20 protein-coding genes are annotated in these 24,993 nt (G+C 44.3%); 11 read left to right on the forward strand and 9 right to left on the reverse strand.

Annotated elements, in window-relative coordinates:
- Positions 1–5: 5 nt before the first annotated feature.
- The 6 genes from EL081_RS08305 to hutG all read left to right on the forward strand — a co-directional run bounded on the left by EL081_RS08305 (position 6) and on the right by hutG (position 7,148).
- A complete protein-coding gene (locus tag EL081_RS08305; RefSeq protein ID WP_125374493.1) occupies positions 6–635 on the forward strand; it encodes a cyclodeaminase/cyclohydrolase family protein in 630 nt (209 codons plus the stop codon).
- A 52-nt stretch (positions 636–687) separates the two neighbouring features.
- A complete protein-coding gene (locus EL081_RS08310) occupies positions 688–2,361 on the forward strand; it encodes a formate--tetrahydrofolate ligase (protein ID WP_126404780.1) in 1,674 nt (557 codons plus the stop codon).
- A gap of 15 nt (positions 2,362–2,376) precedes the next feature.
- Positions 2,377–2,955, forward strand: a complete 579-nt coding sequence (locus EL081_RS08315; protein ID WP_126404781.1) for a HutD/Ves family protein — start codon at positions 2,377–2,379, stop codon at positions 2,953–2,955.
- A 20-nt stretch (positions 2,956–2,975) separates the two neighbouring features.
- Positions 2,976–4,304, forward strand: coding sequence for an APC family permease (locus EL081_RS08320; protein ID WP_126404782.1), 1,329 nt, complete (start codon positions 2,976–2,978; stop codon positions 4,302–4,304).
- Positions 4,305–4,532: 228 nt separating this feature from the next.
- Entirely contained in the window at positions 4,533–6,074 is a 1,542-nt protein-coding gene (gene hutH, locus EL081_RS08325; RefSeq protein ID WP_126404783.1) for a histidine ammonia-lyase, read from the forward strand.
- An 87-nt stretch (positions 6,075–6,161) separates the two neighbouring features.
- The gene (gene hutG / locus EL081_RS08330; protein WP_126404784.1) at positions 6,162–7,148 is read left to right on the forward strand and encodes a formimidoylglutamase; all 987 of its coding nucleotides are present in this window, start codon (positions 6,162–6,164) and stop codon (positions 7,146–7,148) included.
- Positions 7,149–7,260: 112 nt separating this feature from the next.
- Here the strand turns inward: hutG and EL081_RS08335 are convergent, their stop codons facing one another.
- The 5 genes from EL081_RS08335 to EL081_RS08355 form a co-directional block, all read right to left on the reverse strand.
- Complete coding sequence (locus EL081_RS08335; RefSeq protein ID WP_126404785.1) at positions 7,261–10,197, reverse strand: AAA family ATPase; 2,937 nt, start codon at positions 10,195–10,197, stop codon at positions 7,261–7,263.
- 132 nt (positions 10,198–10,329) lie between these two features.
- On the reverse strand, positions 10,330–11,205 hold the full coding sequence (gene metF / locus EL081_RS08340) for a methylenetetrahydrofolate reductase [NAD(P)H] (RefSeq protein WP_126404786.1): 876 nt from the start codon (positions 11,203–11,205) through the stop codon (positions 10,330–10,332).
- Between the two features lie 67 nt (positions 11,206–11,272).
- Entirely contained in the window at positions 11,273–13,522 is a 2,250-nt protein-coding gene (metE, locus tag EL081_RS08345; RefSeq protein WP_126404787.1) for a 5-methyltetrahydropteroyltriglutamate--homocysteine S-methyltransferase, read from the reverse strand.
- A 269-nt stretch (positions 13,523–13,791) separates the two neighbouring features.
- A complete protein-coding gene (locus tag EL081_RS08350; RefSeq protein WP_126404788.1) occupies positions 13,792–15,405 on the reverse strand; it encodes a glycoside hydrolase family 13 protein in 1,614 nt (537 codons plus the stop codon).
- Positions 15,406–15,519: 114 nt separating this feature from the next.
- On the reverse strand, positions 15,520–16,560 hold the full coding sequence (locus EL081_RS08355; protein ID WP_126404789.1) for an acyltransferase family protein: 1,041 nt from the start codon (positions 16,558–16,560) through the stop codon (positions 15,520–15,522).
- A gap of 119 nt (positions 16,561–16,679) precedes the next feature.
- On the opposite strand from EL081_RS08355, the gene pabB reads away from it, so the two are divergent.
- The 5 genes from pabB (at position 16,680) to EL081_RS08380 (ending at position 21,209) form a co-directional block, all read left to right on the forward strand.
- Positions 16,680–18,407: an aminodeoxychorismate synthase component I gene (pabB, locus tag EL081_RS08360; protein WP_126404790.1), complete on the forward strand. Its 1,728-nt coding sequence runs from the start codon at positions 16,680–16,682 to the stop codon at positions 18,405–18,407.
- Positions 18,407–19,024, forward strand: coding sequence for an alpha/beta fold hydrolase (locus tag EL081_RS08365; RefSeq protein ID WP_126404791.1), 618 nt, complete (start codon positions 18,407–18,409; stop codon positions 19,022–19,024). The genes pabB and EL081_RS08365 overlap by 1 nt, the downstream gene beginning before the upstream one ends.
- A 271-nt stretch (positions 19,025–19,295) precedes the next feature.
- Complete coding sequence (locus EL081_RS08370; RefSeq protein ID WP_006595653.1) at positions 19,296–19,481, forward strand: hypothetical protein; 186 nt, start codon at positions 19,296–19,298, stop codon at positions 19,479–19,481.
- Positions 19,482–19,493: 12 nt separating this feature from the next.
- Positions 19,494–20,402 carry an ABC transporter ATP-binding protein gene (locus EL081_RS08375; RefSeq protein ID WP_126404792.1) on the forward strand — a complete coding sequence of 303 codons (909 nt, stop codon included), beginning with the start codon at positions 19,494–19,496 and terminating at the stop codon, positions 20,400–20,402.
- A gap of 54 nt (positions 20,403–20,456) precedes the next feature.
- Complete coding sequence (locus tag EL081_RS08380; protein WP_126404793.1) at positions 20,457–21,209, forward strand: ABC transporter permease; 753 nt, start codon at positions 20,457–20,459, stop codon at positions 21,207–21,209.
- A gap of 27 nt (positions 21,210–21,236) precedes the next feature.
- On the opposite strand, the gene EL081_RS08385 is transcribed toward EL081_RS08380, so the two are convergent.
- The 4 genes from EL081_RS08385 to EL081_RS08400 all read right to left on the reverse strand — a co-directional run bounded on the left by EL081_RS08385 (position 21,237) and on the right by EL081_RS08400 (position 24,939).
- Positions 21,237–22,118 carry a sensor histidine kinase gene (locus tag EL081_RS08385; protein WP_126404794.1) on the reverse strand — a complete coding sequence of 294 codons (882 nt, stop codon included), beginning with the start codon at positions 22,116–22,118 and terminating at the stop codon, positions 21,237–21,239.
- Entirely contained in the window at positions 22,118–22,807 is a 690-nt protein-coding gene (locus tag EL081_RS08390; protein ID WP_185946484.1) for a response regulator transcription factor, read from the reverse strand. Before EL081_RS08390 ends, EL081_RS08385 begins: the two co-directional genes overlap by 1 nt.
- A gap of 136 nt (positions 22,808–22,943) precedes the next feature.
- Complete coding sequence (locus EL081_RS08395) at positions 22,944–24,383, reverse strand: 6-phospho-beta-glucosidase (protein ID WP_126404796.1); 1,440 nt, start codon at positions 24,381–24,383, stop codon at positions 22,944–22,946.
- 208 nt (positions 24,384–24,591) lie between these two features.
- On the reverse strand, positions 24,592–24,939 hold the full coding sequence (locus EL081_RS08400) for a VOC family protein (protein ID WP_126404797.1): 348 nt from the start codon (positions 24,937–24,939) through the stop codon (positions 24,592–24,594).
- Positions 24,940–24,993: the final 54 nt, after the last annotated feature.

Genomic DNA, 24,993 nt, shown 5'->3' on the forward strand with positions numbered 1-24,993 from the left:
GTTCTATGAAACTAGTTGACTTAAGTATTACTGAGTTTGCCAAGGTTCTTGGTTCAGATGCCCCAGCTCCAGGTGGTGGTTCTGCTGCTGCCCTATCTGCTGCAAATGGGATTTCCCTTACAAAAATGGTCTGCGAACTGACCATTGGTAAGAAAAAATACGCTGAATTTGAAGACCACATCAAAGGGGTTCATGAAAAAAGTGCCCACCTCCAAGACCAATTACTAGAAGCTATTGACAAGGATACAGAAGCTTTCAACGTCGTATCAGCTGTCTTTGATCTTCCAAAAGAAACGGAAGAAGAGAAAGCCGCTCGTCGTGAAGCCATGCAAAAAGCTTTGAAACATGCGACAGTATCTCCTTTCTCTATGATGGAGCTCATCGTTGAGGCGCTTGAAACCACCAAAGAAGCTGTTGGTAAGTCCAACACCAATGCGGCGAGTGACCTAGGGGTGGCTGCTCTCAACCTTAAAGCTGGCCTTCAGGGGGCTTGGCTCAATGTCCTAATCAACATTTCAGGAATCAAGGACCAAGACTTTGTCCAAGAATACCACGGCAAGGGTCTCGAACTCCTCCAAACAGGCTCTGACCTTGCAGATAGCATTTACCAAAGCATTTTAGAAAGCCTATCATAAACCTATCAATCAACTTTATAACTTTAATACCTACAAAGAAAGAAGGGATTCTATGGTTTTATCGGATATTGAAATTGCCAATTCTGTCCAAATGAAGCCCATCACGGAAATCGCTGCTGAACTTGGATTGACCGAAGAGGATATTTCACTCTACGGAAAGTACAAGGCAAAAATCGATAGCAATCAACTGGAACAACTAAAGGACAAGAAAGATGGAAAGCTGATCCTTGTGACAGCCATCTCTCCGACACCTGCCGGAGAAGGAAAGACAACCACCTCTGTTGGACTAGTGGATGCCCTCTCTGCTATTGGTGAAAAAGCGGTTATTGCCCTCCGCGAACCTTCACTTGGCCCTGTCTTTGGAATCAAGGGGGGAGCTGCAGGTGGTGGGTACGCTCAAGTGGTTCCAATGGAAGACATCAACCTTCACTTTACAGGTGATTTCCATGCCATTGGGATTGCCAACAATCTGCTTGCTGCCTTGATTGACAATCACATCCATCACGGCAATGAGTTGGGCATCGATTCTCGTCGCATCACCTGGAAACGAGTGGTCGACATGAACGACCGTCAACTCCGCCATATTGTCGATGGCCTTCAAGGAAAGACAAACGGAGTGCCTCGTGAAGATGGCTTCGACATCACGGTGGCGTCTGAAATCATGGCTATTCTCTGTCTCTCAGAAAATATCCTTGACCTCAAAGAACGCCTTGATCGCATCATTATCGGTTACAACTACCAAGGGCAACCAGTCACAGCTAAAGACCTCAAAGCTGGTGGTGCTATGGCTGCTGTCCTAAAAGATGCCATTCATCCGAACTTGGTACAAACCTTGGAACATACTCCTGCTATCATCCACGGCGGTCCATTTGCCAATATTGCTCATGGCTGTAACAGTGTGCTGGCTACTAAACTAGCTCTCAAATATGCAGACTATGTTGTGACAGAAGCTGGTTTTGGAGCAGACTTAGGTGCTGAAAAATTCATTGACATCAAGTGCCGCATTGCCGGACTCAAACCTTCTGCCGTAGTCCTCGTCGCAACCATCCGTGCTCTCAAAATGCATGGTGGAGTTGCCAAAGCGGACTTGGCTACAGAAAATGTCCAAGCCGTTATCGATGGTCTACCAAACCTTGACAAACACTTGGCCAACATCCAAGAAATCTATGGCCTACCTGTAGTCGTTGCCATTAACAAATTCCCTCTGGATACAGAAGCGGAACTTGAAGCTGTCTATGAATCTTGTAAGAAACGCAATGTAGATGTTGTCATTTCGGATGTCTGGGCAAATGGTGGAGCTGGTGGTCGCGACTTGGCTGAAAAAGTCATTCAACTAGCTCAAGAAGACAACCACTTCTCTTATGTCTATGACGAAGAAGACAGCATTGAAACGAAATTGACCAAGATTGTCACAAAAGTTTATGGTGGAAAAGGCATCAGCCTAACACCAGCAGCCAAACGCGAACTAAAAGAATTAGAAGCACTTGGTTTCTCAAACCTCCCAATCTGTATGGCCAAAACACAATATTCCTTCTCCGATGATGCCAAGAAGATCGGAGCACCGACAGATTTCACTGTCAAAATCAGTAACCTTAAGGTAGCTGCAGGGGCTGGCTTTATCGTAGCTCTCACAGGAACGATTATGACCATGCCTGGCCTACCAAAAGTTCCAGCCAGTGAAAAGATTGATATCGATGCCCAAGGCAATATTACTGGTCTCTTTTAAGAAAGAGGACGTCCTATGGTGACTATCCTTCATCTCACCCCCGCAGATTATCAGATTTCTACTTGGTCTGGTGGCCAAACCACCCAACTCTTCCTCTCTCCAAAAGAAGGAAGTTATCCAGATCGGACCTTTGACTTTCGCCTCTCCACCGCAACGGTAGAGGTTGAAACAAGTGACTTTTCCGATCTCACTGGCTACCACCGAATCTTGATGCCTCTGACTTCATCGATTACACTCACCCATCAAAAGAAAGAAGTGGTTTTGAAGCCATTTCAAAGCTACTTCTTTGACGGGGGAGATCCTGTATCCAGCCAAGGGACCTGTCAAGATTTTAATCTCATCTATAAACCTTCCTATCAGGGGCATATGAGTGCTATATCCCCAAATGAAAGTGTCACGAGCCAGAGTCGCTATCAATGGATCTATGCTCTCTGTCCACTAACACTTGAATGGAAAAAGGGACAATCATACTCCCTCCAAACTCACGAGCTCCTGTTTATTGAACAAGCATCTCCTCTTCAAGAGATGACAATCACGTTTTCACCCCTTCAGTCTGGGAAGCAGCCGATTGCTATCTGGACTGCGCTAAAATAATGTTCAAAAGGAGAGACATTATGAACGGAGCACATAAACAGTCGATTGAGGAACAAGAAAAAGCGAAATTCAGCTTTAGCGGTGCCACTCTATACGGTATCAATGCCGTGATCGGGTCTGGTATCTTCCTCCTACCCAAAAAGATTTATTCTGGCCTCGGGCCAGCCTCTCTAGCTGTCATGTTCGGGGTAGCCGTTCTCGTCATGCTGTTATCAGCCTGTCTGGCTGAAACGGCTGGCTACTTCGACAAAAACGGTGGAGCCATGCAATACTCAAAAGCCGCTTTTGGAGACTTCGTCGGCTTTAACGTCGGAATTCTCGGTTGGGCCGTTACTGTCATTGCTTGGGCTGCCATGTTGGCCGGTTTTGCCAAAATTTTCATCATTACTTTCCCAGCATTCGAAGGTTATAACCTACCGATTAGTATCGTTATGTTGGTTCTCTTAAGTCTGATGAACATTGCCGGTCTGAAAACATCTAAGATGTTCACTCTGACAGCTACTGTCGCAAAATTAATTCCGATTGTCCTCTTCTCTCTCTTCGCCATCTTCTTTATTTCTGGCGGAGTGAGCAAGGGCAACTTCACACCTTTCCTTCAATTGGAAAGTGGATCAAATCTCTTTAGTGCTATTTCGAGTACCGCTGTTTACATCTTCTACGGATTTATCGGATTCGAAACTATGTCCATCGTTGCAGGGGAAATGCGTAACCCTGAAAAGAACGTTCCTCGGGCTATCTTGGGATCCATCAGTATCGTATCTGTCCTCTACATGTTAATCATTGCTGGAACAATCGCCATGATTGGTGGTCATATCATGCAAACAGACGCACCTGTTCAAGACGCATTTGTTGAAATGATTGGCCCTATCGGAGCTCCTCTTGTTTCTTATGGTGCCCTCATTTCAATCGCCGGTCTCAACATCGGTGAATCTATCATGGTTCCTCGTTTCGGTGCTGCCCTAGCAGATGAAAAACTCTTGCCAGCAGATCTTGGAAAAACAAACTCTAAGAATGCTCCGGTCATTGCTATTATCATTTCCGGTGCCTTTGCGTTCTTACTCTTGTTATCTGGATCTTTCGAATCATTAGCAACTTTCAGTGTTGTCTTCCGTTTCTTCCAATACATTCCAACTGCTTTGGCTGCTATCAAACTTAGAAAAATGTACCCAGACAAAAAGGTTACCTTCCGAGTGCCATTTGGTCCTGTTATCCCAGTTTTAGCCGTTGTGATCAGTATCTTGATGATTGCAGGGGACAATCTAATGAACTTTGTTTGGGGAGCTATCGGTTTAGTGATCGCCAGTGGACTTTACTTTGTATTCCACGGTGACAAACTAGCTAAAAAATAAAACAGTCCTCACCAATTCTATTTACACACTAGATGGGAACTTAGGAGGAGCAAAGAATTTCTTTGCTCCCTAGCCCATCTAAGAAGCTACGAATATCAAACCTGAGCTCTTTTCTCTAAGACTTCTTTCAATCTTCCTAAGAGCAATAGACAATGGGCTCACGTTTGGTATTCAAACCGAAGTAAACAAATCTACTTCTACAGAACTATTCATATTCGGAGGTTTTATATGACTCAATTGATTCATTTAGATGGTAACAGCTTAACACTGGAAGAAGTCATCGCCGTCGCTCGGCATGGTGCCCAATGTGAGTTAGACGAAGCAGCCAAAGAAGCTGTCATCGCATCTCGTAAAATTGTCGATGATATCGTCCGTGAAAAACGTGTTGTCTATGGTGTGACCACTGGATTTGGTTCCCTCTGTAATGTCAGCATTTCTCCAGAAGATACTGTCCAACTACAAGAAAACTTGATTCGTACCCATGCATCTGGTTTTGGTGATCCACTTCCTGAAGACGCCGTTCGTGCCATCATGTTGATCCGTATCAACTCGCTCTTGAAAGGCTATTCTGGCATTCGTCTGTCAACTGTTGAAAAACTATTAGAATTGCTTAACAAAGGAGTGACTCCTTATATTCCAGAAAAAGGATCTCTCGGAGCTTCTGGAGACCTTGCTCCTCTTTCTCATATGGTTCTCCCAATGTTGGGACTTGGACATGCCTACTACAAAGGTCAACTCTTGAGCGGTCAAGAAGCTCTCGATCAAGCTGGTATTGAAAAGATCCAATTGGCTGCTAAAGAAGGCCTTGCCTTGATCAATGGTACAACAGTTCTAACAGGTATCGGAGCTCTTGCAACTTACGACGGTATTCAATTGCTTAAACTATCTGATATTGCAGGTGCTCTCTCAATGGAAGTTCACAATGGTATTACCAGTCCATTTGAAGAAGACCTTCATACCATCCGCCCACAAAGTGGACAATTGGCAACTGCTCGCAACATCCGAAACCTTCTTGAAGGAAGCAAAAATACCACTGTTGCGACTCAACAACGGGTACAAGATCCTTATACACTCCGTTGTATCCCTCAAATCCACGGAGCCAGCAAGGATTCTATTGCTTATGTGAAAACAAAAGTTGAAATCGAAATCAACTCTGTGACGGATAACCCAATCATCACCAAGGAAGGTCACGTCATTTCAGGAGGTAACTTCCACGGTGAGCCAATGGCACAACCATTTGACTTTTTGGGTATTGCCCTTTCTGAAATCGGAAACGTATCTGAACGTCGGGTGGAACGCTTGGTCAACAGCCAGCTCAGCAAATTGCCATCCTTCTTGGTCAAACACCCTGGTCTCAACTCAGGTTTCATGATCACGCAATATGCTTGTGCTTCTCTTGCATCCGAAAACAAAATCTTGTCTCACCCAGCTAGCGTAGACTCAATCCCATCTTGTGAAAACCAAGAAGACTTCGTCAGCATGGGAACTACAGCAGCTCGTAAAGCAGCAGAAATCCTTAAGAATTCACGCCGCATCGTTGCTACTGAAATCATGGCAGCTTGCCAAGCCTTGGATCTCAAACCAGAAAATCATGAACTTGGTAAGGGTACAAAACCAGCCTATGACATGATTCGCAACAAAGTTGCCTTCATTGAATTTGACAAAGATATTGAAATCTTTGAAGAACTCAATAAAGCATCTGCCGTTGTTGAAAGTGAAGAATTCTTAGCAACCATCGAAAAAGCAGTTGACTTAAGCATTCAATACTGATACAGTAAGGATACAGCAGAAAAAGGCTGAGAAAATTTCTCAGCCTTTCCCTTTCTAGCCAAATACAGACAAACGGAGGCATGGAACGTGCTTAGAGATTATTACCCAATGACTTACAGTTATTACCAAGGCAGTATTGAAGACAATCCCTATACAGCCAAATGGGGGATGCTGACGAAGTTTTTGGATTTGAATGATGAAAGCTTGACTCCTTTTGAAGAAGTCACCTTTGGAATCCTTGGCTTTAAAAGCGATAAAGGAGTCTATATCAATAACGGTCGCGTCGGTGCTGTCGAAAGTCCTAATGCTATTCGAACCCAACTCGCCAAACTTCCTTGGCACTGGGGCACCAACGTCACAGTTTTTGATGTCGGAAATATCGATGGCCCCAATCGTTCTCTTGAAGATTTGCAAGAGAGCCTCTCTCTAACTGTCAAACGGATGTTGGAATTAAATATTCAACCAATCGTCCTCGGAGGAGGGCATGAAACAGCTTATGGTCACTACTTGGGCCTCAAATCCTCCTTGCAACCAGATGAACAATTGGCTGTCATCAACCTAGATGCTCACTTTGACCTGCGTCCTTACGACCAAACCGGTCCCAACTCTGGAACAGGATTTCGCCAAATGGCAGACAACGCAAAAGAAGAGAGCAAAGATTTCCCTTACTTAATCTTAGGAATTCAAGAACATAGCAACAACTTGTTCCTATTCAACTATGTGGCAAAAACGCCAAGTATTGATTTCTTAACAGGACAGGATCTCTTCCGGATGAGCCACCAGGCCATTCTTGATCGGATTGATCAATTCTTAGAAAAACAGACAGCCGTCTACCTCTCTATCGATATGGATTGCTTTGCCGTTGGATCTGCCCCTGGCGTCAGTGCCATCCAGTCACTTGGTGTGGATCCAAAACTAGCCCTAATGTTGCTCCAACACATTGCTGCTAGTGGCAAACTGATTGGCTTTGATATTGTGGAGGTCTCCCCTCCTCATGATATTGACAACCACACCTCCAACCTTGCCGCCACCTTTATCTTTTACTTGACCCAAATCTTATCTCAACAAAAATAAGAAGCAAAACTTCTCTAACAATACAAAATGCTTAGCAACATCCATCCCTTGGGCGTTGCTAAGCATTTTTTCATTCTATCTTCATGACACTTCATAACCCGTAGAAAATATACTAGAGATTTGCTAATCTCTTGAGGAAAGGACGATCTCTATATGGAGTCAGGTGTTGCTCTGCCAGTTTCTTGTAGTAGTTCTTATCTTCTTTCAAGAAGGCGCTCAAAGCAGGATTCAGTTGCTCTCCTTGCTCCTTCTGAGCCGACAAGAAGGCCAAGAGATAATAAACCATCCCCTTATCCCGTGAATGAGTCGCTTGTTTCATGGTTCCTTCTTTACGAGCCAAGTAAGTTGTTACCTTCTCTTGTTCCCCGAAATGACAGGAGATTAAGGATTGATAAAATTCGAGCAATTCTTCCTTCCAAGGGAAGCGAACGCCGGACAAAACCTTCTGAGCTCTGTCAAAATAGAGGCGGGCTTGGATCAAGTCTCCCTTCCAATAGTAGGCAATCCCAAGATCGATATCAAACACAACCCGGACTGAATCAACAGATTGATCTCCCACCAGTCGTAGGACCTCTTCCAAGTGGGTGACAGCTACTTGAAAATGACCTCTCACTTGCTCTATTTCAGCGAGGTAGGCTAAAGATGCTGCAATTTGAATGGCATACTTGGCCTGCATGCTATTGGTCAGACTAAAGCAGTCAATGGAGCGATAGAGGTGGCGTGTCGCCTGCTCCTCATCACCCACCATCAAATGGTACAAACCCTTCAAGCGTAACTGAATCGCAATCGCTTCATGGTTGTTGGCCTGAATCGCATCTTCTAAAGCTAAATCTGTGTAATAGGCCATTTCAGAAATATTTTCTGTTTGAATGCAATAATAAATGATTTGCCGGTAACCTTCTAAAAGGAAGTCGAGCCGTTTGAGTTCTCTCGCATAGGAGATGACCTTTTGAATATCATGAATCCCCTTTTGGTACTCACCACTTCGAATAAAGTAGCGCCCCTCTAGATACAAGTAACGTAGTTTTAAATACTTGTAGTCTCTATCTTTCTGGTGCCTTGAGAAAAGCTCATCCAGCTCTCGCCGAAGACGAGAGAGCTCCCCAAAAATATCCCAACGGCTATTTTTCCCATCGGATACTCCCCCTTCTTCCCCCTTGGAGTATATTGGGAATAGTTCATGTTCCAGTTGGAGAATCTCTTCTAAATAGGTCAACTCAAAGGATAAGGAACGCAAGAGATTCTGGGACTGCTTGTATTGGTAAGCAATTTCCTTATAGAAGAGCAGGTCTGTCGAATCTTCTAAGGTTTCTTCCAGTTTTTGCGCGATTTGTTGGTGGAAGAGGCGTCGTCTGGCTGGCGATAGGAGTTGGTAGAAGTACATAGCTACCAATTGCCTGCAAAATTGGACCAAGAGATCCTCCCCTTCCTCCACTATTGAGATGATTCCTCTTTGAGCTAAAGGATCTAATAATGCTGTTAAAACAGAAAAATCTGTAGCTGTCAAATCGGCCAAGATAGACATAGATATCGGCTTATGAAAACAAGACAAATAATGAAGAAGAGACTCCTCTTCACTGTTCAGGTCACCTAGTTCTTGAGACAGATAAGCTTGAATGATATCAGGCAAGGGCTCTAAACTTTCCTTCTCTTTCCACTCTTCTATATAGCTGGACAGCAAGAAGGGGCTGCCTTCACTCCATTCCATCATTTGCTCGATTAGGGCTGGTTCTATCTGCCCCAATTGGCCTTGCAAGAGTGACCGACTTTCTGTCGGATCAAAATTGGTCAACTCTAGCTGGGACAACCGTCTCTCTACTTTTAAGCCACCAAAGAAGGTGACCAAGAATTCTGGCAAAGGACCCTCAGCTGTAAAAATCAGTTGCCATTTTTCCCCGCTACTTTTTTCCTCTAATTGCTTCACTTTGTCGAATGAGGCTACATCCATCCACTGGGCATTTTCGAGAAGAATTAGGAGAGGTTTTTCTTGGCTGAGTCTTTGAAGGTGCTTTCGAACAGAAGGAAGATCGTCCGCTTTTCCAAGAGGAGAGACTTCCAGCTCTTCACTCACTTTCTCTAAGGAACCTTTGAAGTCACCCCAGATCCCTTCATCTAGTTTGCGACTGCCGACTTTGCCTTCCACCTTGACAAAGCTAAAACTACGATTGGACATCAAGACCAATTGACGTATCAACCGTTTCTTGCCTGTCCCCGATTGTCCCATGACTAAGAGGGGACCGATCGCTTCCCCCTTCTCTACTAGGGAAAGGTATTCTTCCAGTTGAGACAGTTCGTGTTTGCGACCAAAGAAAGGGAGTTCTCGAACATTCACACGATTGCTCTGTTTATGGGTGCGTTTGGCTTCCAAAACAGAATGGTAGAGTTCTTCTATCGCTCGACTGGGACGAACATTCAGCTCACGATCCAGTAAATCGACCAACTTATAATAGGTCTCAAAAAATTTCCCCAGCTGGTGATGGACTCTATAATACTCCATCAAGAGTTGGTAGTTCTTTTCTTCAAATTCATCCAGCTCTACTAAATGGTGGAGTAAGGACTCTATGCTAGGGTCCCCTAGCCCCTCTTTGTCAATCTTCTGATAACAACTTTCAATATAGAGTTGCTTATAAGCGCTCCGTTTGCGCGAAGCCCACTGGTCAAAGTCTTCATCATCTTTGACGTAGAAGCCATCTAGAAAGTCCCCTTGATAGAGATACAAATTGCTTATCGGATCCCTTTCAAAAAGCTTTGCATCCAAAGAAAGATTCAGCTCAGGATTAAGGGACAGGCTACTCCTACTTGGAGAGACGATGACATCTCCTTCAAAGATTTTATTGGCTTGGTAAACAGTATTCCGTAGATTTTTCCGAGCGACTTGGTTTTCCTTATCACCCCAAAGAATACCCGCAATTTCATCACGGTTAACCTCACCCGATACAGCTAAGTAATAAAATAAAGCCTCCATCTTTGAGAAGGAAAAACGGATGTCTTTCTGTTGGAAAATAACCTTAGGGGGTCCAAATAACTTCAACGTGAGTTCTCTCTTCATTGCAAGCGCCTCCAAAATCTTTATATTAATACTATAAAAAAAAAGTTGTCTTTTAGCAAGCAATTGGCCCAAGTAAAAAAGAGACTGAGAAAAATTTTTCTCAATCTCTACAATTCCTGCTTAGACTGTTGATTAAATCACTTCCAACTTTGGTTGGTGTTCAAATAAGGCTTTTGTTGCATGATGGACATGATAGGCTACATCTTCATTGTTCATGGTGTAGAGATGGACACCTGCAACATCTTGCGTGACCAAATCAACAATTTGATCTACCGCATAGGCCAAACCAGCTGCACGAAGGGATTCTGGATCATGTTCATACTTATCCAGAATGGCTTTGAACTTCCGTGGGATATGAACATTTTCACAAGTCTTCAACAAGCGAAGGGCCTGATTTCTGTTAAGAATTGGCATCACCCCTGCATGAATGGGAACATCAATTCCCGCCAAGGTACACTTATCTTGAAAATCGTAGAAACGCTCATTGTCAAAGAAAAGCTGAGTCACTAGGCTCGAACATCCAGCATCCACTTTCTTTTTCAGATTTTGAATATCTGAAATTTGATTTGGAGAATCTGGGTGACCTTCTGGGTAACAAGCACCAATCACATCAAAGTGAGGAGCTTCTGTTTTAATAAATTCGATCAAGTCCGTTGCATAACGAAAGTCTTTTAAAGGCTCAATACCAGGAATAATATCACCACGAAGGGCCAAGATCCGATGAACCCCTACTTGATCTAATTCATGAAGGGTATCTGCTACTTTTTCCTTGCTTAGATAGATGGCAGGTAAGTGGGCAATGGTCGGAATAGACAATTCATTCTGAATATGATTGGCTAAAGCAACCGTCGTCTCTTTGATATTGTATTTATTATTGCTAGCTGTCACACTGATAAAGTGAGGAGCTAATTCCTGCATATTTTCCAAGGCACGTAAGAGCTTGGCATTGCCTACTTCAGGATTTGGAGGGAAAACCTCAAAGGAGAGCGACGGTGTTTGCTTAGTCATCAAATGTATTCCTTTCTTGATTGAGCGTTTTATTGCTAACCGGTAAGCTTAGGAATTGCTGCTTGCCTTATAGCGCTTTACGAGCAACTTTTGCCGCTTCTACAAGACGGATCAAGCTTTCTCTAGTTTCTTTGATACCACGTGTTTTCAAACCACAGTCAGGATTGATCCATACTTTCTTGCTTGGTACTTTAGCAAGGATGGCTTCGATGGTGTGGTCGATTTCGCCTTCGTTAGGCACACGAGGAGAGTGGATATCGTAAACTCCAGGACCCACTTCTGTCTGGAAGTTTTGAGCTTTGAGTTCATCCAAGATTTCAAGGTTTGAACGGCTCGCTTCAAATGAGATCACGTCCGCATCCATGTTGTCGATAGCTGGGATGATATCTGTAAATTCTGAGTAACACATGTGAGTGTGGATTTGTGTATCTGGTGCTACTGTTGAGTGTACCAAACGGAAGGCTGGAATAGCCCAGTCAAGGTAGTCTTCGTACCAGTCGCTACGACGGAGTGGCAATTTCTCACGAAGAGCAGCCTCGTCGATTTGGATGATTTTCACACCTGCTGCTTCAAGGTCAAGAACTTCCTCCTTGATGGCAAGAGCAATTTGAAGAGTTGAATCCTTGATAGAGATGTCTTCACGTGGGAATGACCAGTTAAGGATGGTCACAGGTCCAGTCAACATACCTTTAACAGGTTTGTCAGTACGGCTTTGTGCGTAGCTAGACCATTTCACAGTGATTGGGTTGAGACGAGTCACATCACCCCAGATGATTGGTGGTTTCACCCCACGCATACCGTATGATTGTACCCAACCATTCTTAGAGAAGAGGTAACCTGACAAGTTTTGACCGAAATACTCAACCATGTCATTACGCTCGAATTCACCGTGTACAAGCACGTCAAATCCAACTTCTTCTTGCCATTTGATCCATTCGTCGATGGTTTCAGCAAGGAAGGCATCGTATTCTTCTTGAGTCAATTCACCCTTACGGAAGGCCAAGCGTTTAGCACGAACTTCTTTCGTTTGAGGGAATGAACCAATGGTTGTTGTTGGAAGAGCTGGAAGTTTGAAGGCATCTTCTTGGATAGCTTCACGTTCAGCAAAGGCTGGCAAACGAGTGTAGTCTGCGTCAGTCAATCCAGCGATACGAGCCCGAAGCTCCGCATTTGCTCCGACACGTTCCGTCGCAAAGAGTTCTTTGTTGGCAGCAAGAGCTTGATCTCCTTGGCCATTGCGGATAGCATCCAAGTCACGAAGTTCTTCCAATTTTTCAACTGCAAAGGCAAAGTGGTTCAAGATAGCTGGCTCAAAGTCTTCGTTAGCCGTTGTAAATGGCACATGAAGTAGTGAGCAAGAAGTTGTCAAAACAACTTTTTCAGCTGGTACTTGTTTCAAGATTTCCAAGCTTGCTTCGTAGTTGTTGCGCCAGATATTCTTACCGTTGACAATCCCTGCATAAAGCGTCTTATCAGCTGGGAAACCACCTTTAACGAGTTCAAGAGTTTTCTTACCTTCAACGAAGTCAAGACCGATCGCATCTACTGGCAATTTCACAAGGTCAGCGTAGACGTCACGAACGTCACCGAAGTAAGTTTGAAGCAAAACTTCAAGACCTTTTTTGTCAGCTAACAATTTGTTGTAGAGGTTCAAGAAGAGAGCTTTTTCTTCTGCTGTCAAGTCTTTGACAAGAGCAGCTTCGTCCAATTGGATACGAGTTGCACCAAGTTCAGCCAATTTAGCAAAAACGTCTTGGTAAGCAGCTACTAAGCTATCTACAAAGTCTTCTGCTTTTACGCCTTCTTCAAAGTCTGACAATTGAAGGAAAGTGAAGGGACCAACCACAACCGGGCGAGTGTCAAGACCCAATTCTTTGGCTTCCTGGTACTCATCAAAAATCTTGTGACCAGCCAATTTAACGTCTGTTGTTTTTTCAAATTTTGGAACGATATAATGGTAGTTGGTATTGAACCATTTCTTCATCGGAAGGGCACGCACATCCCCTTTTTCACCTTGGTAACCACGCGCCAAAGCGAAGTAGCGTTCAAGGTCAGACAAGTCCAAGTTTTGAACCGATTCAGGAACCACGTTGAAAAGGAAGGCTGCATCTAGGAAGTTGTCATAATGTGAAAAGTCATTTGATGGGATTTCAGTGATACCTTTTTCTTTGACAATATTCCAGTGTTTCGCACGCAATTCTTTTGCTGCAGCCAACAAATCTTCTGCTGTAATTTCGTTTCTAAAATATTTCTCAGTTGTAAATTTTAGTTCGCGGAATTCACCCAAACGAGGGAATCCGATAATTGTAGTTGACATGTTTTGTCCTCCAAAAATTCAAGTTGAATCTATCTTATCAGAAGAAGCCCCTTCTGTATAATTGCTTTTCAATGGTTTATGGTATAGTCAGAAGCTATAACCTTATAGATCAAGGGTTTTCGCCCCTTGCCATTGACCAGAACTAATAGTCCTTATAAAAAATAACTATAGGGCTTCTAGCAGACAGACTGAGTCCCCTCCCATTGGACAGTCCTCGCTCCCTCTAAAACAAAAAAAGAAGCGATTTGTCCGCTTCTTTTTTGTAGGAATTATGCTCTAGTTAGTTGCACACAAAAAGCATCCCAAGGCTCCAACACCTTCTTCTCTTTGACCTGCTCTACATCTGTATTGCTAATAAGGACAGACTGGTAGTCTTCCTCCAGTTCAAACCTCTGGACTTGACTAGACAAATTTACAACGACCAAGTTGCGCTGGTCTCCATCTACACGTTGGTAGGCAAAGACTTGATCTGCTGTATTAAGTAGCTCAAAGTCAGCAGAAACCAGCCAGTCTTGCTCCTTACGGAGGGCAACCAATTGTTGATAGGTATAAAAAATGGATGAGGGATCAGCCAAAGCAGCTTCTACATTGATTTCCTGATAGTTTGGATTGACTGCTAGCCAAGGGTGACCAGTCGTAAAACCAGCCTGTGGCTGCTTGGACCACTGCATAGGAGTCCGAGCATTGTCCCGGCCAATATGCCGGATCTGATCCATAATGGTGTCGAGGTCTACTCCCTTTTCTAGACTTTCCTTGGCATAGTTGACGGACTCAATATCCTCAATTTCGTCTATACTTTCAAATGGATAGTTGGTCATACCAATCTCTTCTCCCTGATAGATATAAGGGGTCCCTCTCATCAAATGAAGAAGAATGGCTAAAGCCTTAGCGGACTTCACCCGGTAGGATTGGTCATCTCCCCAGGCAGAGACAAGCCGAGGAAGGTCATGGTTGTTCCAAAAAAGGGAGTTCCAGCCCTCGTCCATGCCCAGTTCTGTCTGCCACTTGTTGAAAATTTCTTTCAACTTAGGAACATTGAGCTTCTTGGCATAGTGCCATTTTGGCTGGCCTTCTTGGAAGAGAAGGCCAATGTGTTCAAATTGAAAGACCATCGACAATTCCTCATTGTCAGGACCAGAGTATTGCTTGGCAATCTCAGGTGTCGCTCCCCAGGTCTCCCCAACCGTCAACAAATCCTTATCCCCAAAGGTCGCTCGATTCATTTCCTTCAGATAGGGATGGAGCATGGGACCATTGGCTACGATCTTCTGATCTGGAATCTTTCCAATCATATCGATGACATCCATCCGAAAACCACCGATCCCCTTGTCGATCCAAAAATTCATCATATCGTAAATCTTCTGCCGAAGGATCTCATTTTCCCAATTCAGGTCCGGTTGCTTCTTGCTAAAGAAGTGCAAATAATACTGCTGGGAAGCTGGATCAAATTCCCAAGCTGAACCACTGAAGTTAGAGAGAAGATCATTGGGTTGGTCTCTCCAAATATAGTAATCTCTCTCTGGACTGTTTGGATTTTCCTTGGCCTCGATAAACCAGGCATGCTCATCAGATGTATGGTTGACCACCAAATCCATGATCATCTTAATACCGCGCTTTTGCCCTTCAGCGATCAAGTTTTCCATATCCTCCATGGTCCCAAAGATAGAAGCAATCTCCTCGTAATCGGAAATATCATAGCCATTATCATCCATAGGACTTTGGTAAACAGGCGACAGCCAGATGGCTGTAATGCCTAACTTCTCCAAATAATCCAATTTACTGGTAATCCCTTTGAGGTCACCGATTCCATCTCCATTGCTATCTAAAAAGCTCTTGGGATAGATTTGATAAATCACAGCATCATGCCACCATTTTTTCTCCATGTGTTTCTCCTTTTTGATTTCGCTTGTAATCCCTTACATCATAACCAAAGTTGAAAGGAATTGCAACTCTTAGTTGTTTTATAAGTCTTCCTTAAGGTAAAAAAGAAAGCCTCTTTAGAGACCTCCCTTGTTAAAACTTCGATTCTTCCTTTCTTTTTGCCTAGAGTGATAAGAAAGCATGGCCACTCCAAAGAGATGGCTTCCAAACAAGGCCACCACAAAAATCAGCTTGCCCCTATCTGGATAAGAGAGAGGGAGATTGCTAAAGCCATAGCGAGCCCATTCGATGAAGATTGGATGCGAAAAGTAAAGCGCCACACTCATCTGTTTCAAATACTGTAAGTCATAGTTTTTTAGAAAGGACGATTTTAAGCAAGCATTGACCAAATAGACCGTGACAAAGGGAAGGAGCAAGAAAAAGTTCTTATCGATTCCTTCACGTTGAAAAATAACCAGGCCTTCTAAACAGAGAAAGCCAAAAGCCAGAGCAACCTTTTGCCAACGGTGAACCCTAAATCTTGGTGCATGAAAATGATCAAACAGATAGTAACCCATATAGATAAAAATGGGCGTGTAAAAGAGACCATTTCGCGCTGTGAAAAATAGGTTGCTATAGAGCTGGTAGCCTTTTAGAAGACTCGTGGTGTCCAGATAAGCCGAATAGGTCTCAATCAAGCCCCAGCAATAGAGGAGCAAGGTGATCAAACCTGCCCAAACCATGCCTAGGCGTTTGACCAATTGATTGACCAAAAGCAAGCCCAGCAGAAAAGCTGGGATATACCAGAGTTGATAGCACATTCCCAGATAGAGCAGAGCGATGAGGACGCCTGCTGGAAAGAGATAGACAGGAAGATGGAGACTAGAAAAAAAGACCCAGGCATAGGGAAGATAGACACAACTCCAAAATACATAGGTTTTTACGATTTTGACCAGATAGGCCTTCATTTTCCTTGCATCCTTTAGGGATTGCTTGAGGAAAAAGCTAGCACAGACGATAAAAAATGGCACCGCTAGCCGTCCAAGGATGCTCTTGAGTCCAAAATGCAGCGGTTCATAGGATGTTAAGCGACCACTATGCACCAAAATCACTGCAATCGCAAAGAGGTATTGAAAAAGACTAATACTGGAAGTGTTATAGAGGGAATTCTTTTGCATGTTCCTACTCCTTGCAAAATGCGGATTCTATGGTTATTTTAGCATGAAAGAGAGGACCAAGCAAGGAATCTTTAGAACCTTATCTACCTTTTTCCCTCTATTTTTGATATACTCAAAGCATGCACAAACAAACGATTATTGATTTTAAAGAGCTTGGATTGCGTCACCTTTTCACCGAGCCCTTAAAAGAATTAAAAACCAGAGACATCGACCAAGTAGAGGCACTTCTTAAAGAAGTGGAAACTTACCAGGAGGCTGGTTTTTATGCCGTTGGCTATGTCAGCTATGAGGCTGCTCCTGCTTTTGAGAAAAAATTAGCCGTCCACCCAGCACCTCTCATGGGAGAGTATCTCCTCTATTTCACCATTCATGAGGAAGTCGAGACCCTTCCTTTCCCAGAGGACTACGAGGCTGTGGACCTTCCAGCCAATTGGCAGGAAGAGGTCGAGTCTCCTACCTACCAAGAAGCGATCAAGACCATCCATCACCACATACGCCAGGGAGACACCTACCAGGTCAACTACACCGTCCAGCTTTCTCAAGAGCTAGAGGCTGATCCTTTGGCCATCTACAACCGACTAGTGGTGGAGCAGAAGGCCCATTACAATGCCTTCATCCAGCACGATGATGTCGCCATCCTCTCCATTAGTCCTGAGCTCTTTTTTGAGCAAGATGACCGGTTACTGACCACGCGCCCCATGAAGGGAACGACGCGCCGTGGGCTTACCAACCAAGCGGATCTCAAAGAGGCAGCCTGGCTAGAAGCAGATCCCAAAAATCGGGCGGAAAACATGATGATTGTGGATCTCCTGCGCAATGACATGAATCGGATTTCGGAAATTGGAAGTGAGCAGGTGACCCGCCTCTGCCAAGTCGAGCAATACTCCACCGTTTGGCAGATGACGTCGACCATTGAAAGTCGCTTGCGACCCGAAGTCGATCTGGTCCAAACCTTCCAAGCCCTCTTCCCTTGTGGATCGATCACAGGCGCACCGAAGATTTCTACTATGGAAATCATCCAAAATACAGAGATTGCTCCTCGTGGAGTCTACTGTGGCACGATTGGGATCCTTCTTCCAAGAGGGAAACGGATTTTTAATGTGGCCATCCGGACCCTTCAAATGCAAGGCACCAAAGCTATCTATGGGGTTGGTGGTGGCATCACTTGGGATAGTAAATGGGAAGGCGAATACCAGGAAACCAAACAAAAATCGGCTGTCCTCTACCGACAAGAGCCTCGATTTGAGCTCCTGACGACCGGTCGCATCCATCAAGGAGAGCTGACTTTCCTAGAGCAACACCTGACCCGTTTGAGAGAGGCCAGCCGCTACTTTGCCTATCCTTTTAATGAGCCAAAACTCCTGAACGACCTTCAAGAAGAGCTCACTCATTTGAATCCTAGCCTTGACTACCGTTGTCGCATTGCCTTGCAGAAAAACGGAAGCTTCCAACTGACAATCACCGAGCTAACAGACTTGCCAGCTAGCTATCTACAGGCCCAATTGACCGAACAAAAGCTTGATCTAGCAACTCCGTTTACCTATTTCAAGACTAGCCAGAGAAATCATCTAGCAGCTAAACATCACGAGCAAATCTTTTATCTGCCTGATGGCAGCTTGTTAGAAACGACCATTGGCAATCTCATCCTAGAGATCGACGGCCAGCTTCATACTCCTCCAGCTAACCTCCCTATCCTCGATGGGATCTACCGCCGCCATCTATTGGAAACTGGACAAGTAGAGGAAAAACTGTTAACACTGAAGGATTTAGAACTTGCTGACCAAGTCTATGCCTGCAATGCCCTTCGTGGCCTCTATCCACTCGATTTCACAAGAAAAGACTCATAATGAAACTTATTTTTTTACACGGCCTAGGCCAAGATGCTCACTCTTGGCAAGGAGTCCAAGATGCACTTTCTCCCTTGCATACTGAATCTTTCGCTATTTTCTCCCATACAAGCGAAAGCTACCAGGATGCCAAAGAAAGATTGACGGAGTACCTCCAACAAGAAAGCGAACCCTTTATACTGGTCGGACTCTCACTAGGTGGTGTTCTCGCTCTTGATCTCTCCAGCCAAGACTTACCACAACTCAAGGGCTTGGTACTTTCAGGGACACAATACAAACTCAACACCAATCTCCTCTATCGGCTCCAAATTCTCCTTTTTCGTCTGATTCCCAAGCATGTCTTTGAAAAGCAGGGCACCAATAAACAGCACATGTTGCAAATATTTACCGAATTAAAAACCCTCAATCTAACCGATACTGCAAAAACTTGTCCTCTCCCTAGCCTAGTGATTTGTGGCAGCAAAGATGGGGCCAATCAGGCTTCTTCGAAAAAGTTGGCACATCTTCTGCCCAAAGGTCACTATCAAGAAATCGCAGATGGAGGCCATACGCTTAATACTCAGAAACCCTATGAACTGGCAGAAGCCATTAAGGAGTTTGTTGGTGAATTTAAATAGGAACAGAGGCTGGGCATAAAGTGTCCAGTCTCTTATATATGATAGTTATAACTGCAAGACGCAGTAGCTGATTGGCATCTTTGTTCGCCTTTTAAGCTCCAAAGATGACCTAATCAGCCTTGCGGGGGTGGGACAACGAACGATTTTTAGTCAAAATTCGTTCTGTCCCACTCCCGTTTTTTTAGAAATATTTTAGAATTACTTGATAGTTATTTGAAAAGCAAGCTGTATACTAAGAGTGTAAAGAAAATAACCAAGAAGGAGTTCACTTATGAAAAAGAAACTAATGATTGTCGCCATCGCCTCTATCATTGCTCTTAGCGTCTGGAGCCTCGTACATAACGATTTTAACTTTGAGGTCACATTCAACGATAGTCAAACAAATTTTATAGAGCATAGCTACGAGCATGAAGCTTACGGAATCGTTTTCGATTTGCTAGAAAATAAGCTGTACTAAGGAGAAGAAGCCATGGAAAAAGTATTAGAAATTAAACACTTGAGCAAAAAATTCGGTCAACAATACGCTTTAAATGATGTGAATCTGACTATTCGCAAAGGTGATGTCTACGGCCTGATCGGTAAGAACGGAGCTGGGAAAACCACCCTCATCAAGGTCATCACCCAGCTGATTCAAGAAACGGACGGAAGCGTCTCCCTCTTTGCTTCTTCAAATCGCTCCCAGTGGACGCAAGCCCTGAAACGTGTCGGATCCGTCATTGAGAGTCCCGTGGCTCACAAGCATATGACCGCCTACCAAAACTTAGTCTACTATTGCAAGGCACGCCATATTCCGGATCCCGACCAGGTCATCAAAGAAACTTTGAACTATGTGGGCCTGAATAATACTGGTAAGAAGAAATTCCGTGATTTTTCACTGGGAATGAAACAACGGTTGGGAATTGCCATCGCGCTCATTGCCAAGCCCGACTTCCTCATTCTAGATGAACCCATCAATGGCCTTGATCCGGTCGGAATCAAGGAGTTCCGTCAGATGATCAAGCGACTCAACGATGAACTCGGCATGACTATCCTCATTTCCAGTCACATCCTCTCTGAACTCTATCTGGTTGCCAATCGTTTTGGCATTGTCGACCAAGGACGCCTGATAAAAGAAATTAGCAAGGCTGAATTCGAAGAACAAGGCGAAGACTACATCATCCTCAAGACCAGCCAGCTAGCCCTTGCCAGTCAACTGATTCAAGATCAACTCCATCACCGTATCAAGGTTATCGATAAGGATGGTGAAATCCATATCTTCGGACAGACTCACGATATTAAAGTCATTGTCAAAGCCCTCGTCCAAGCAGATATAGATGTGGACGAAATCTACTATGCCCGCCAAGATCTGGAGAAATTCTTTACGGACTTGGTAGACTAGTCAAAGCACCGTCTTGTATTACTTATCCCACACATTTCATTTAGGAGATTTATCATGTTGCATACCATTCAAGCAGATTTTTATAGACTTTTTCGCTCCAAAGGTTTTTGGATCACAGAAGCCATTCTCGTACTCAACATCCTGTCTGGAGTCATCTTTGGAGCTACCGGCCACGTCGGCGTCAATACGGAATCCAAATTACCCCAAGCGACCGAAGTTTGGACGGGCTTTAAAGCCTTGACCAACTACTCTTCCAGCATCAGTGTGACTATCCTCTTTACCATTATTGTCATCACCTTGGTTCTGGGAACAGACTTAACACAAAACTTATACAAGAATAGTCTGGCCTATGGCGTTTCGCGCACCAGCTACTACTTTGCTAAAAGCGCTGTTGTCCTGACCATTGCTCTCTTCCAATTCCTTGTATCTTATGGTCTTGTCTTCCTACTCGCGACCCTCTACAATGGAATTGGTACCATGCCAGAGCACTTCCTTGCTCATTTTGGTCTAACCGTGCTGATTCAGTTCCTTTCCACCTTGGCTTGGGTCAGCATCATTTCCTTCCTTCTTTATGCTAGCCAATCCATCACCTTGGCCTTCGTTGGCTACTTCGTTGGAAATATCTTCTTAAGCCTTCCTGCTCTCTTCTTTAAAGACATCGACATTTTGCACTATCTAAACTTGGAATTCCAATATTCCATGGTCCAAAGTACGATAGCAACCAACAATACCCTCTCGATTGCCCTTGGCTTCATCCTTGTTTTCGGATTCTTGGGACTCGCTACCTTTAAACACAAAGATTTATAAGAAAAAGGCTTGACGATTGGTCAAGCCTTATTTTTTTAATGTAATAGTTAAGACAAACCAATCTGCCTCCGTTGCTAGTTGCAAGTCTCCCCCTAAGATCTCTACAAAATTTTGAATAATGTAGAGACCCAAGCCAGAAGACTCTTCTGTATCCGATAGATTTTCTGAGTAGAATCGACTAGCCAGTTGGTCTAAATGCTGAATCGGTTGTTGCACAATATTGCGTAGCTCGACCCGAATCGTGTCCGTGTCCGACATCAGGGTCAAACGTGCCTGCTCCTTCCCATGCTTGAGGACATTGCTGAGCATATTTTGCAAGAGTCGCTCCCAAAGCTCAGGATCGGTAGCATAATGGAGATGTTCTTCTAACTCTACCTCTAAGGCAATCCCCGCCTCAGACAAGCTATCATAATACTGGAATAACTGCTGGGTTAGCACTTGGCTGAGATTGACGTCTGAAAGCCGAGGCTGGATGGCTCCCTCCATCAAGCGTCTGTACTCCAAGAGAGATTCCAAGCGTTTTGAGACGACTTGAAGATTGGAAGCAATTTTCTTCAGCTTTTCCTCTTCTTGCGTCCCTCCTTTGATGATTTGTTGGGTATAGCCCGAAGCAATGGTCAAAGGTGTCCGAATATCGTGAGCAATATTACTGATGGCCATATCCAAGGTTTTCTTCTCTTGAAAGGCAATCCGATTGGTCCGCTCGATCTGATCAAAGAGATCACTGACCTGCTTGGTCAAGGCGACCAATTCTTTTTTTGAGACCTGAGAGGTCAACCGTACCCCACTCCCATTTTGGAGCTTCTTTTGAATTTGCTCCTGCAAATCTTTGAGAGCAGAGAGTAGGCGAAGGTAACCCAGTCCAAAGAGAAGGACAAGGACGACTAGAACTAGAACCAATCCCCACATTACTTGTCTCCTTTCAAGCGAACTCCCAAGCCCCAGACGGTTTCAATATAGTCCTCATTAGGATCGAGCTGAGCAATTTTCTTTCGGAGGTTGCTCAACTGGGCATTGAGCGTATTGTCTCCAGGCAGATAAACTTCTTCCCAGACCGCTTCATACAACTCTTCTTTGGTAAAAATCTTCTTTGGATGCGCCAGTAAAGTCTCAAAAATTTGAAATTCTTTTTTGCCCAAGCGAAGCGTATGTTCTTCAGACTCCAGTTCAAAGGTTTCTGGGTTCAGGACCAGATTTTTAAAAGTCAGCTTTTTCGATGATGGAGGTTCCTGTGCCGGAGTGTTGTTATTTCTCAGCTGCACCGTTACCCGAGCTGCCACTTCGTCCAGATTAAAGGGCTTGACGATATAATCATTAGCACCTGCAAGGAGATACTGGCTAATGAGGTGTTTGTCTCCAAGAGCGGTCATCATGATGACCGGCACCTGACTCTGCAAACGGATCTCCTCCAGGACCTGATCGCCATTTTTCCCTGGAAGCATGATATCGAGAAGGACCAAATCAACGCTTTCTTGCTGGAAGAGTCGCAGCCCTTCTGTACCTGAAAAAGCCTGAAGGACCTCATGGTCTTCACTTAAGAGACTGTATAAAATTTCTTGGATATCATTATTATCCTCGATTAATAAAACCCGTGCCACTTGCCACACTCCTTTTTCCTTTGAATTCCAAATCATTTCTATTCCTCTAGCCTATCAAATAAAGGGACCTTCGTCAATGAAAAATACAAAGAAAACACTCGATCAAGAAGAACTTTCCTCCTAATCGAGTGTTGCATTAGTGAACAGAAGCTCCATTGGTCGCAATGACTTCTTTATACCAATAGAAGGATTTCTTGCGCGAACGGGCTAGGGTTCCTTTCCCTTCGTTGTCCCGATCGACATAGATAAAGCCATAGCGCTTCTTCATTTCTCCAGTCCCGGCAGAGACCAGGTCAATACAGCCCCAAGTCGTATATCCCCAGAGGACAACACCATCTTCGTTAATGGCATCTCGCATGGCCTTGACATGGGCAGCCAGGTAGTCAATCCGGTAATCATCAGATACATAGCCATTTTCATCTGGAGTATCCACTGCACCAAGACCATTTTCCACGATAAACATCGGCTTTTGATAACGATCCCAGATGGTATTGAGGGTAATGCGGAGACCAAGAGGATCAATTTGCCAACCCCATTCCGAGCTTTCTAGGTAGGGGTTCTTCAGAGAGGCAAAGATATTGCCCGCTGTTTTCTCCCTTTCAGCTGGATCCCCTGAAGCGACGCGACTAGCATAGTAGGAGAAGGAAATAAAGTCCACCGTATGCTCTTTCAATAATTGAAGGTCCTGCTCGGTCATCTCAACCGTGATTCCCTGACGCTCCCACTCTTTCTTAGCATAGTTTGGGTATTCCCCACGCGCCTGCACATCGATGAAGAAATAGTTCTTGCGGTCTTCTTCTAGACCAGCCCAGACATCTCGCGGAGCACAGGTATGAGGATAGTTTGGTCCTGCTGCCAACATACAGCCCACCTTGTTGTTCGGATCAATCTCATGGGCTATCTTAGTGGCAATGGCTGAAGCGACCAATTCATGGTGAGCCGCCTGGTATTTGACTTGCTCCTCATTCTCCCCTTCTTCAAAGCAGAGCCCCGCTCCCATAAAGGGGGCGTGAAGGATCATATTGATCTCATTAAAGGTCAGCCAGTAGTTGACCAAGCCTTTGTAACGAGTGAAGAGCGTTCGGCAGAGGCGTTCGTAGTATTCCAACATCTTGCGACTACGCCACCCTCCATACTCTGTAATCAAATGCATGGGGCAGTCAAAGTGGGTAATGGTCACCAAGGGCTCAATGCCATACTTGTGGCACTCCTTAAAGAGGTCTTCATAGAACTGTAGACCCGCTTCATTTGGCTCCAATTCATCCCCTTTCGGGAAGATCCGAGACCAGGCAATGGACAAGCGATAGGTTTTAAAGCCCATTTCCCCAAATAGAGCAATATCTTCCTTGTAGCGATGGTACATATCAATGCCATCTTTAGCTGGGTAAAAATAGCCATCTTCAAAGTCGAACATCTTTTTCTGACCCGTAATAATCGCATGACGATCAGGCCCAATCGGTACCACATCCACATTGGCCAAGCCACGGCCATCTTCATTATAAGCTCCCTCACACTGGTTAGCAGCAGTTGCTCCACCCCAAAGGAAACCATCTGGAAATTGAAGTTTGTCTGTCATCTCTCTACCTCACTTGATTTGATAGCTCTATTATATCCCTCTTTAACCCGAAAGTCTTACAACATCCTAGGAAAAACTGATACTATTCTATGATTACTGATATTCACGCGCAACACAAAAAGACCGGATGACTCCGATCTTTTAATAGTTCATATTCTCATATTCTGTATTAAGAATCATTATGGTTAGCTTCAAATGATTAAGCGACCTATTTCATACGATAAAAATCAATCACTAGACCAGCAGGGCCACTTACTAGCAGGGATTCGGTTCCCCAATCCGTTTCACAAGGACCGTGTAAAATCTCGACACCAATTTCTTTTAACCGCTTTTGGTTCTGGTCGACATCCTCAACCTCAATGTGTAGGATGATTCCTGACTGAAAATTTTCCAGAGGTATCAAATGATTTTGTGAGAACATGAGACAGTGACTGCCAATCGTGAACTGAGCAAAACCATCATCAACATAGTCCGCCTTTTTATCCAAGACACTCTCTAATTCAGCACAGACTTGGGGAACATCTGACACGATAATATCTAATTGATTTAAATTCATTTACTGTCCTCCACAAAAAGACCGGATTGCTCCGATCTTTTAAGTTTCTCTCTA

Source organism: Streptococcus viridans (assembly GCF_900636365.1).
Taxonomy (GTDB): Bacteria; Bacillota; Bacilli; order Lactobacillales; family Streptococcaceae; genus Streptococcus; species Streptococcus viridans_A.

Bases quoted from the DNA above. Each gene is read 5' to 3' on its own strand.
- EL081_RS08305 (WP_125374493.1), top strand. From the start codon at position 6: ATGAAACTAGTTGACTTAAGTATTACTGAGTTTGCCAAGGTTCTTGGT.
- EL081_RS08335 (WP_126404785.1), bottom strand. From the start codon at position 10,197: ATGAAGAGAGAACTCACGTTGAAGTTATTTGGACCCCCTAAGGTTATT.
- EL081_RS08315 (WP_126404781.1), top strand. From the start codon at position 2,377: ATGGTGACTATCCTTCATCTCACCCCCGCAGATTATCAGATTTCTACT.
- EL081_RS08380 (WP_126404793.1), top strand. From the start codon at position 20,457: ATGTTGCATACCATTCAAGCAGATTTTTATAGACTTTTTCGCTCCAAA.
- EL081_RS08355 (WP_126404789.1), bottom strand. From the start codon at position 16,560: ATGCAAAAGAATTCCCTCTATAACACTTCCAGTATTAGTCTTTTTCAA.
- pabB (WP_126404790.1), top strand. From the start codon at position 16,680: ATGCACAAACAAACGATTATTGATTTTAAAGAGCTTGGATTGCGTCAC.
- EL081_RS08310 (WP_126404780.1), top strand. From the start codon at position 688: ATGGTTTTATCGGATATTGAAATTGCCAATTCTGTCCAAATGAAGCCC.
- metF (WP_126404786.1), bottom strand. From the start codon at position 11,205: ATGACTAAGCAAACACCGTCGCTCTCCTTTGAGGTTTTCCCTCCAAAT.
- EL081_RS08400 (WP_126404797.1), bottom strand. From the start codon at position 24,939: ATGAATTTAAATCAATTAGATATTATCGTGTCAGATGTTCCCCAAGTC.
- hutH (WP_126404783.1), top strand. From the start codon at position 4,533: ATGACTCAATTGATTCATTTAGATGGTAACAGCTTAACACTGGAAGAA.
- EL081_RS08320 (WP_126404782.1), top strand. From the start codon at position 2,976: ATGAACGGAGCACATAAACAGTCGATTGAGGAACAAGAAAAAGCGAAA.
- EL081_RS08395 (WP_126404796.1), bottom strand. From the start codon at position 24,383: ATGACAGACAAACTTCAATTTCCAGATGGTTTCCTTTGGGGTGGAGCA.
- EL081_RS08375 (WP_126404792.1), top strand. From the start codon at position 19,494: ATGGAAAAAGTATTAGAAATTAAACACTTGAGCAAAAAATTCGGTCAA.
- EL081_RS08385 (WP_126404794.1), bottom strand. From the start codon at position 22,118: ATGTGGGGATTGGTTCTAGTTCTAGTCGTCCTTGTCCTTCTCTTTGGA.
- metE (WP_126404787.1), bottom strand. From the start codon at position 13,522: ATGTCAACTACAATTATCGGATTCCCTCGTTTGGGTGAATTCCGCGAA.
- EL081_RS08365 (WP_126404791.1), top strand. From the start codon at position 18,407: ATGAAACTTATTTTTTTACACGGCCTAGGCCAAGATGCTCACTCTTGG.
- EL081_RS08350 (WP_126404788.1), bottom strand. From the start codon at position 15,405: ATGGAGAAAAAATGGTGGCATGATGCTGTGATTTATCAAATCTATCCC.
- EL081_RS08370 (WP_006595653.1), top strand. From the start codon at position 19,296: ATGAAAAAGAAACTAATGATTGTCGCCATCGCCTCTATCATTGCTCTT.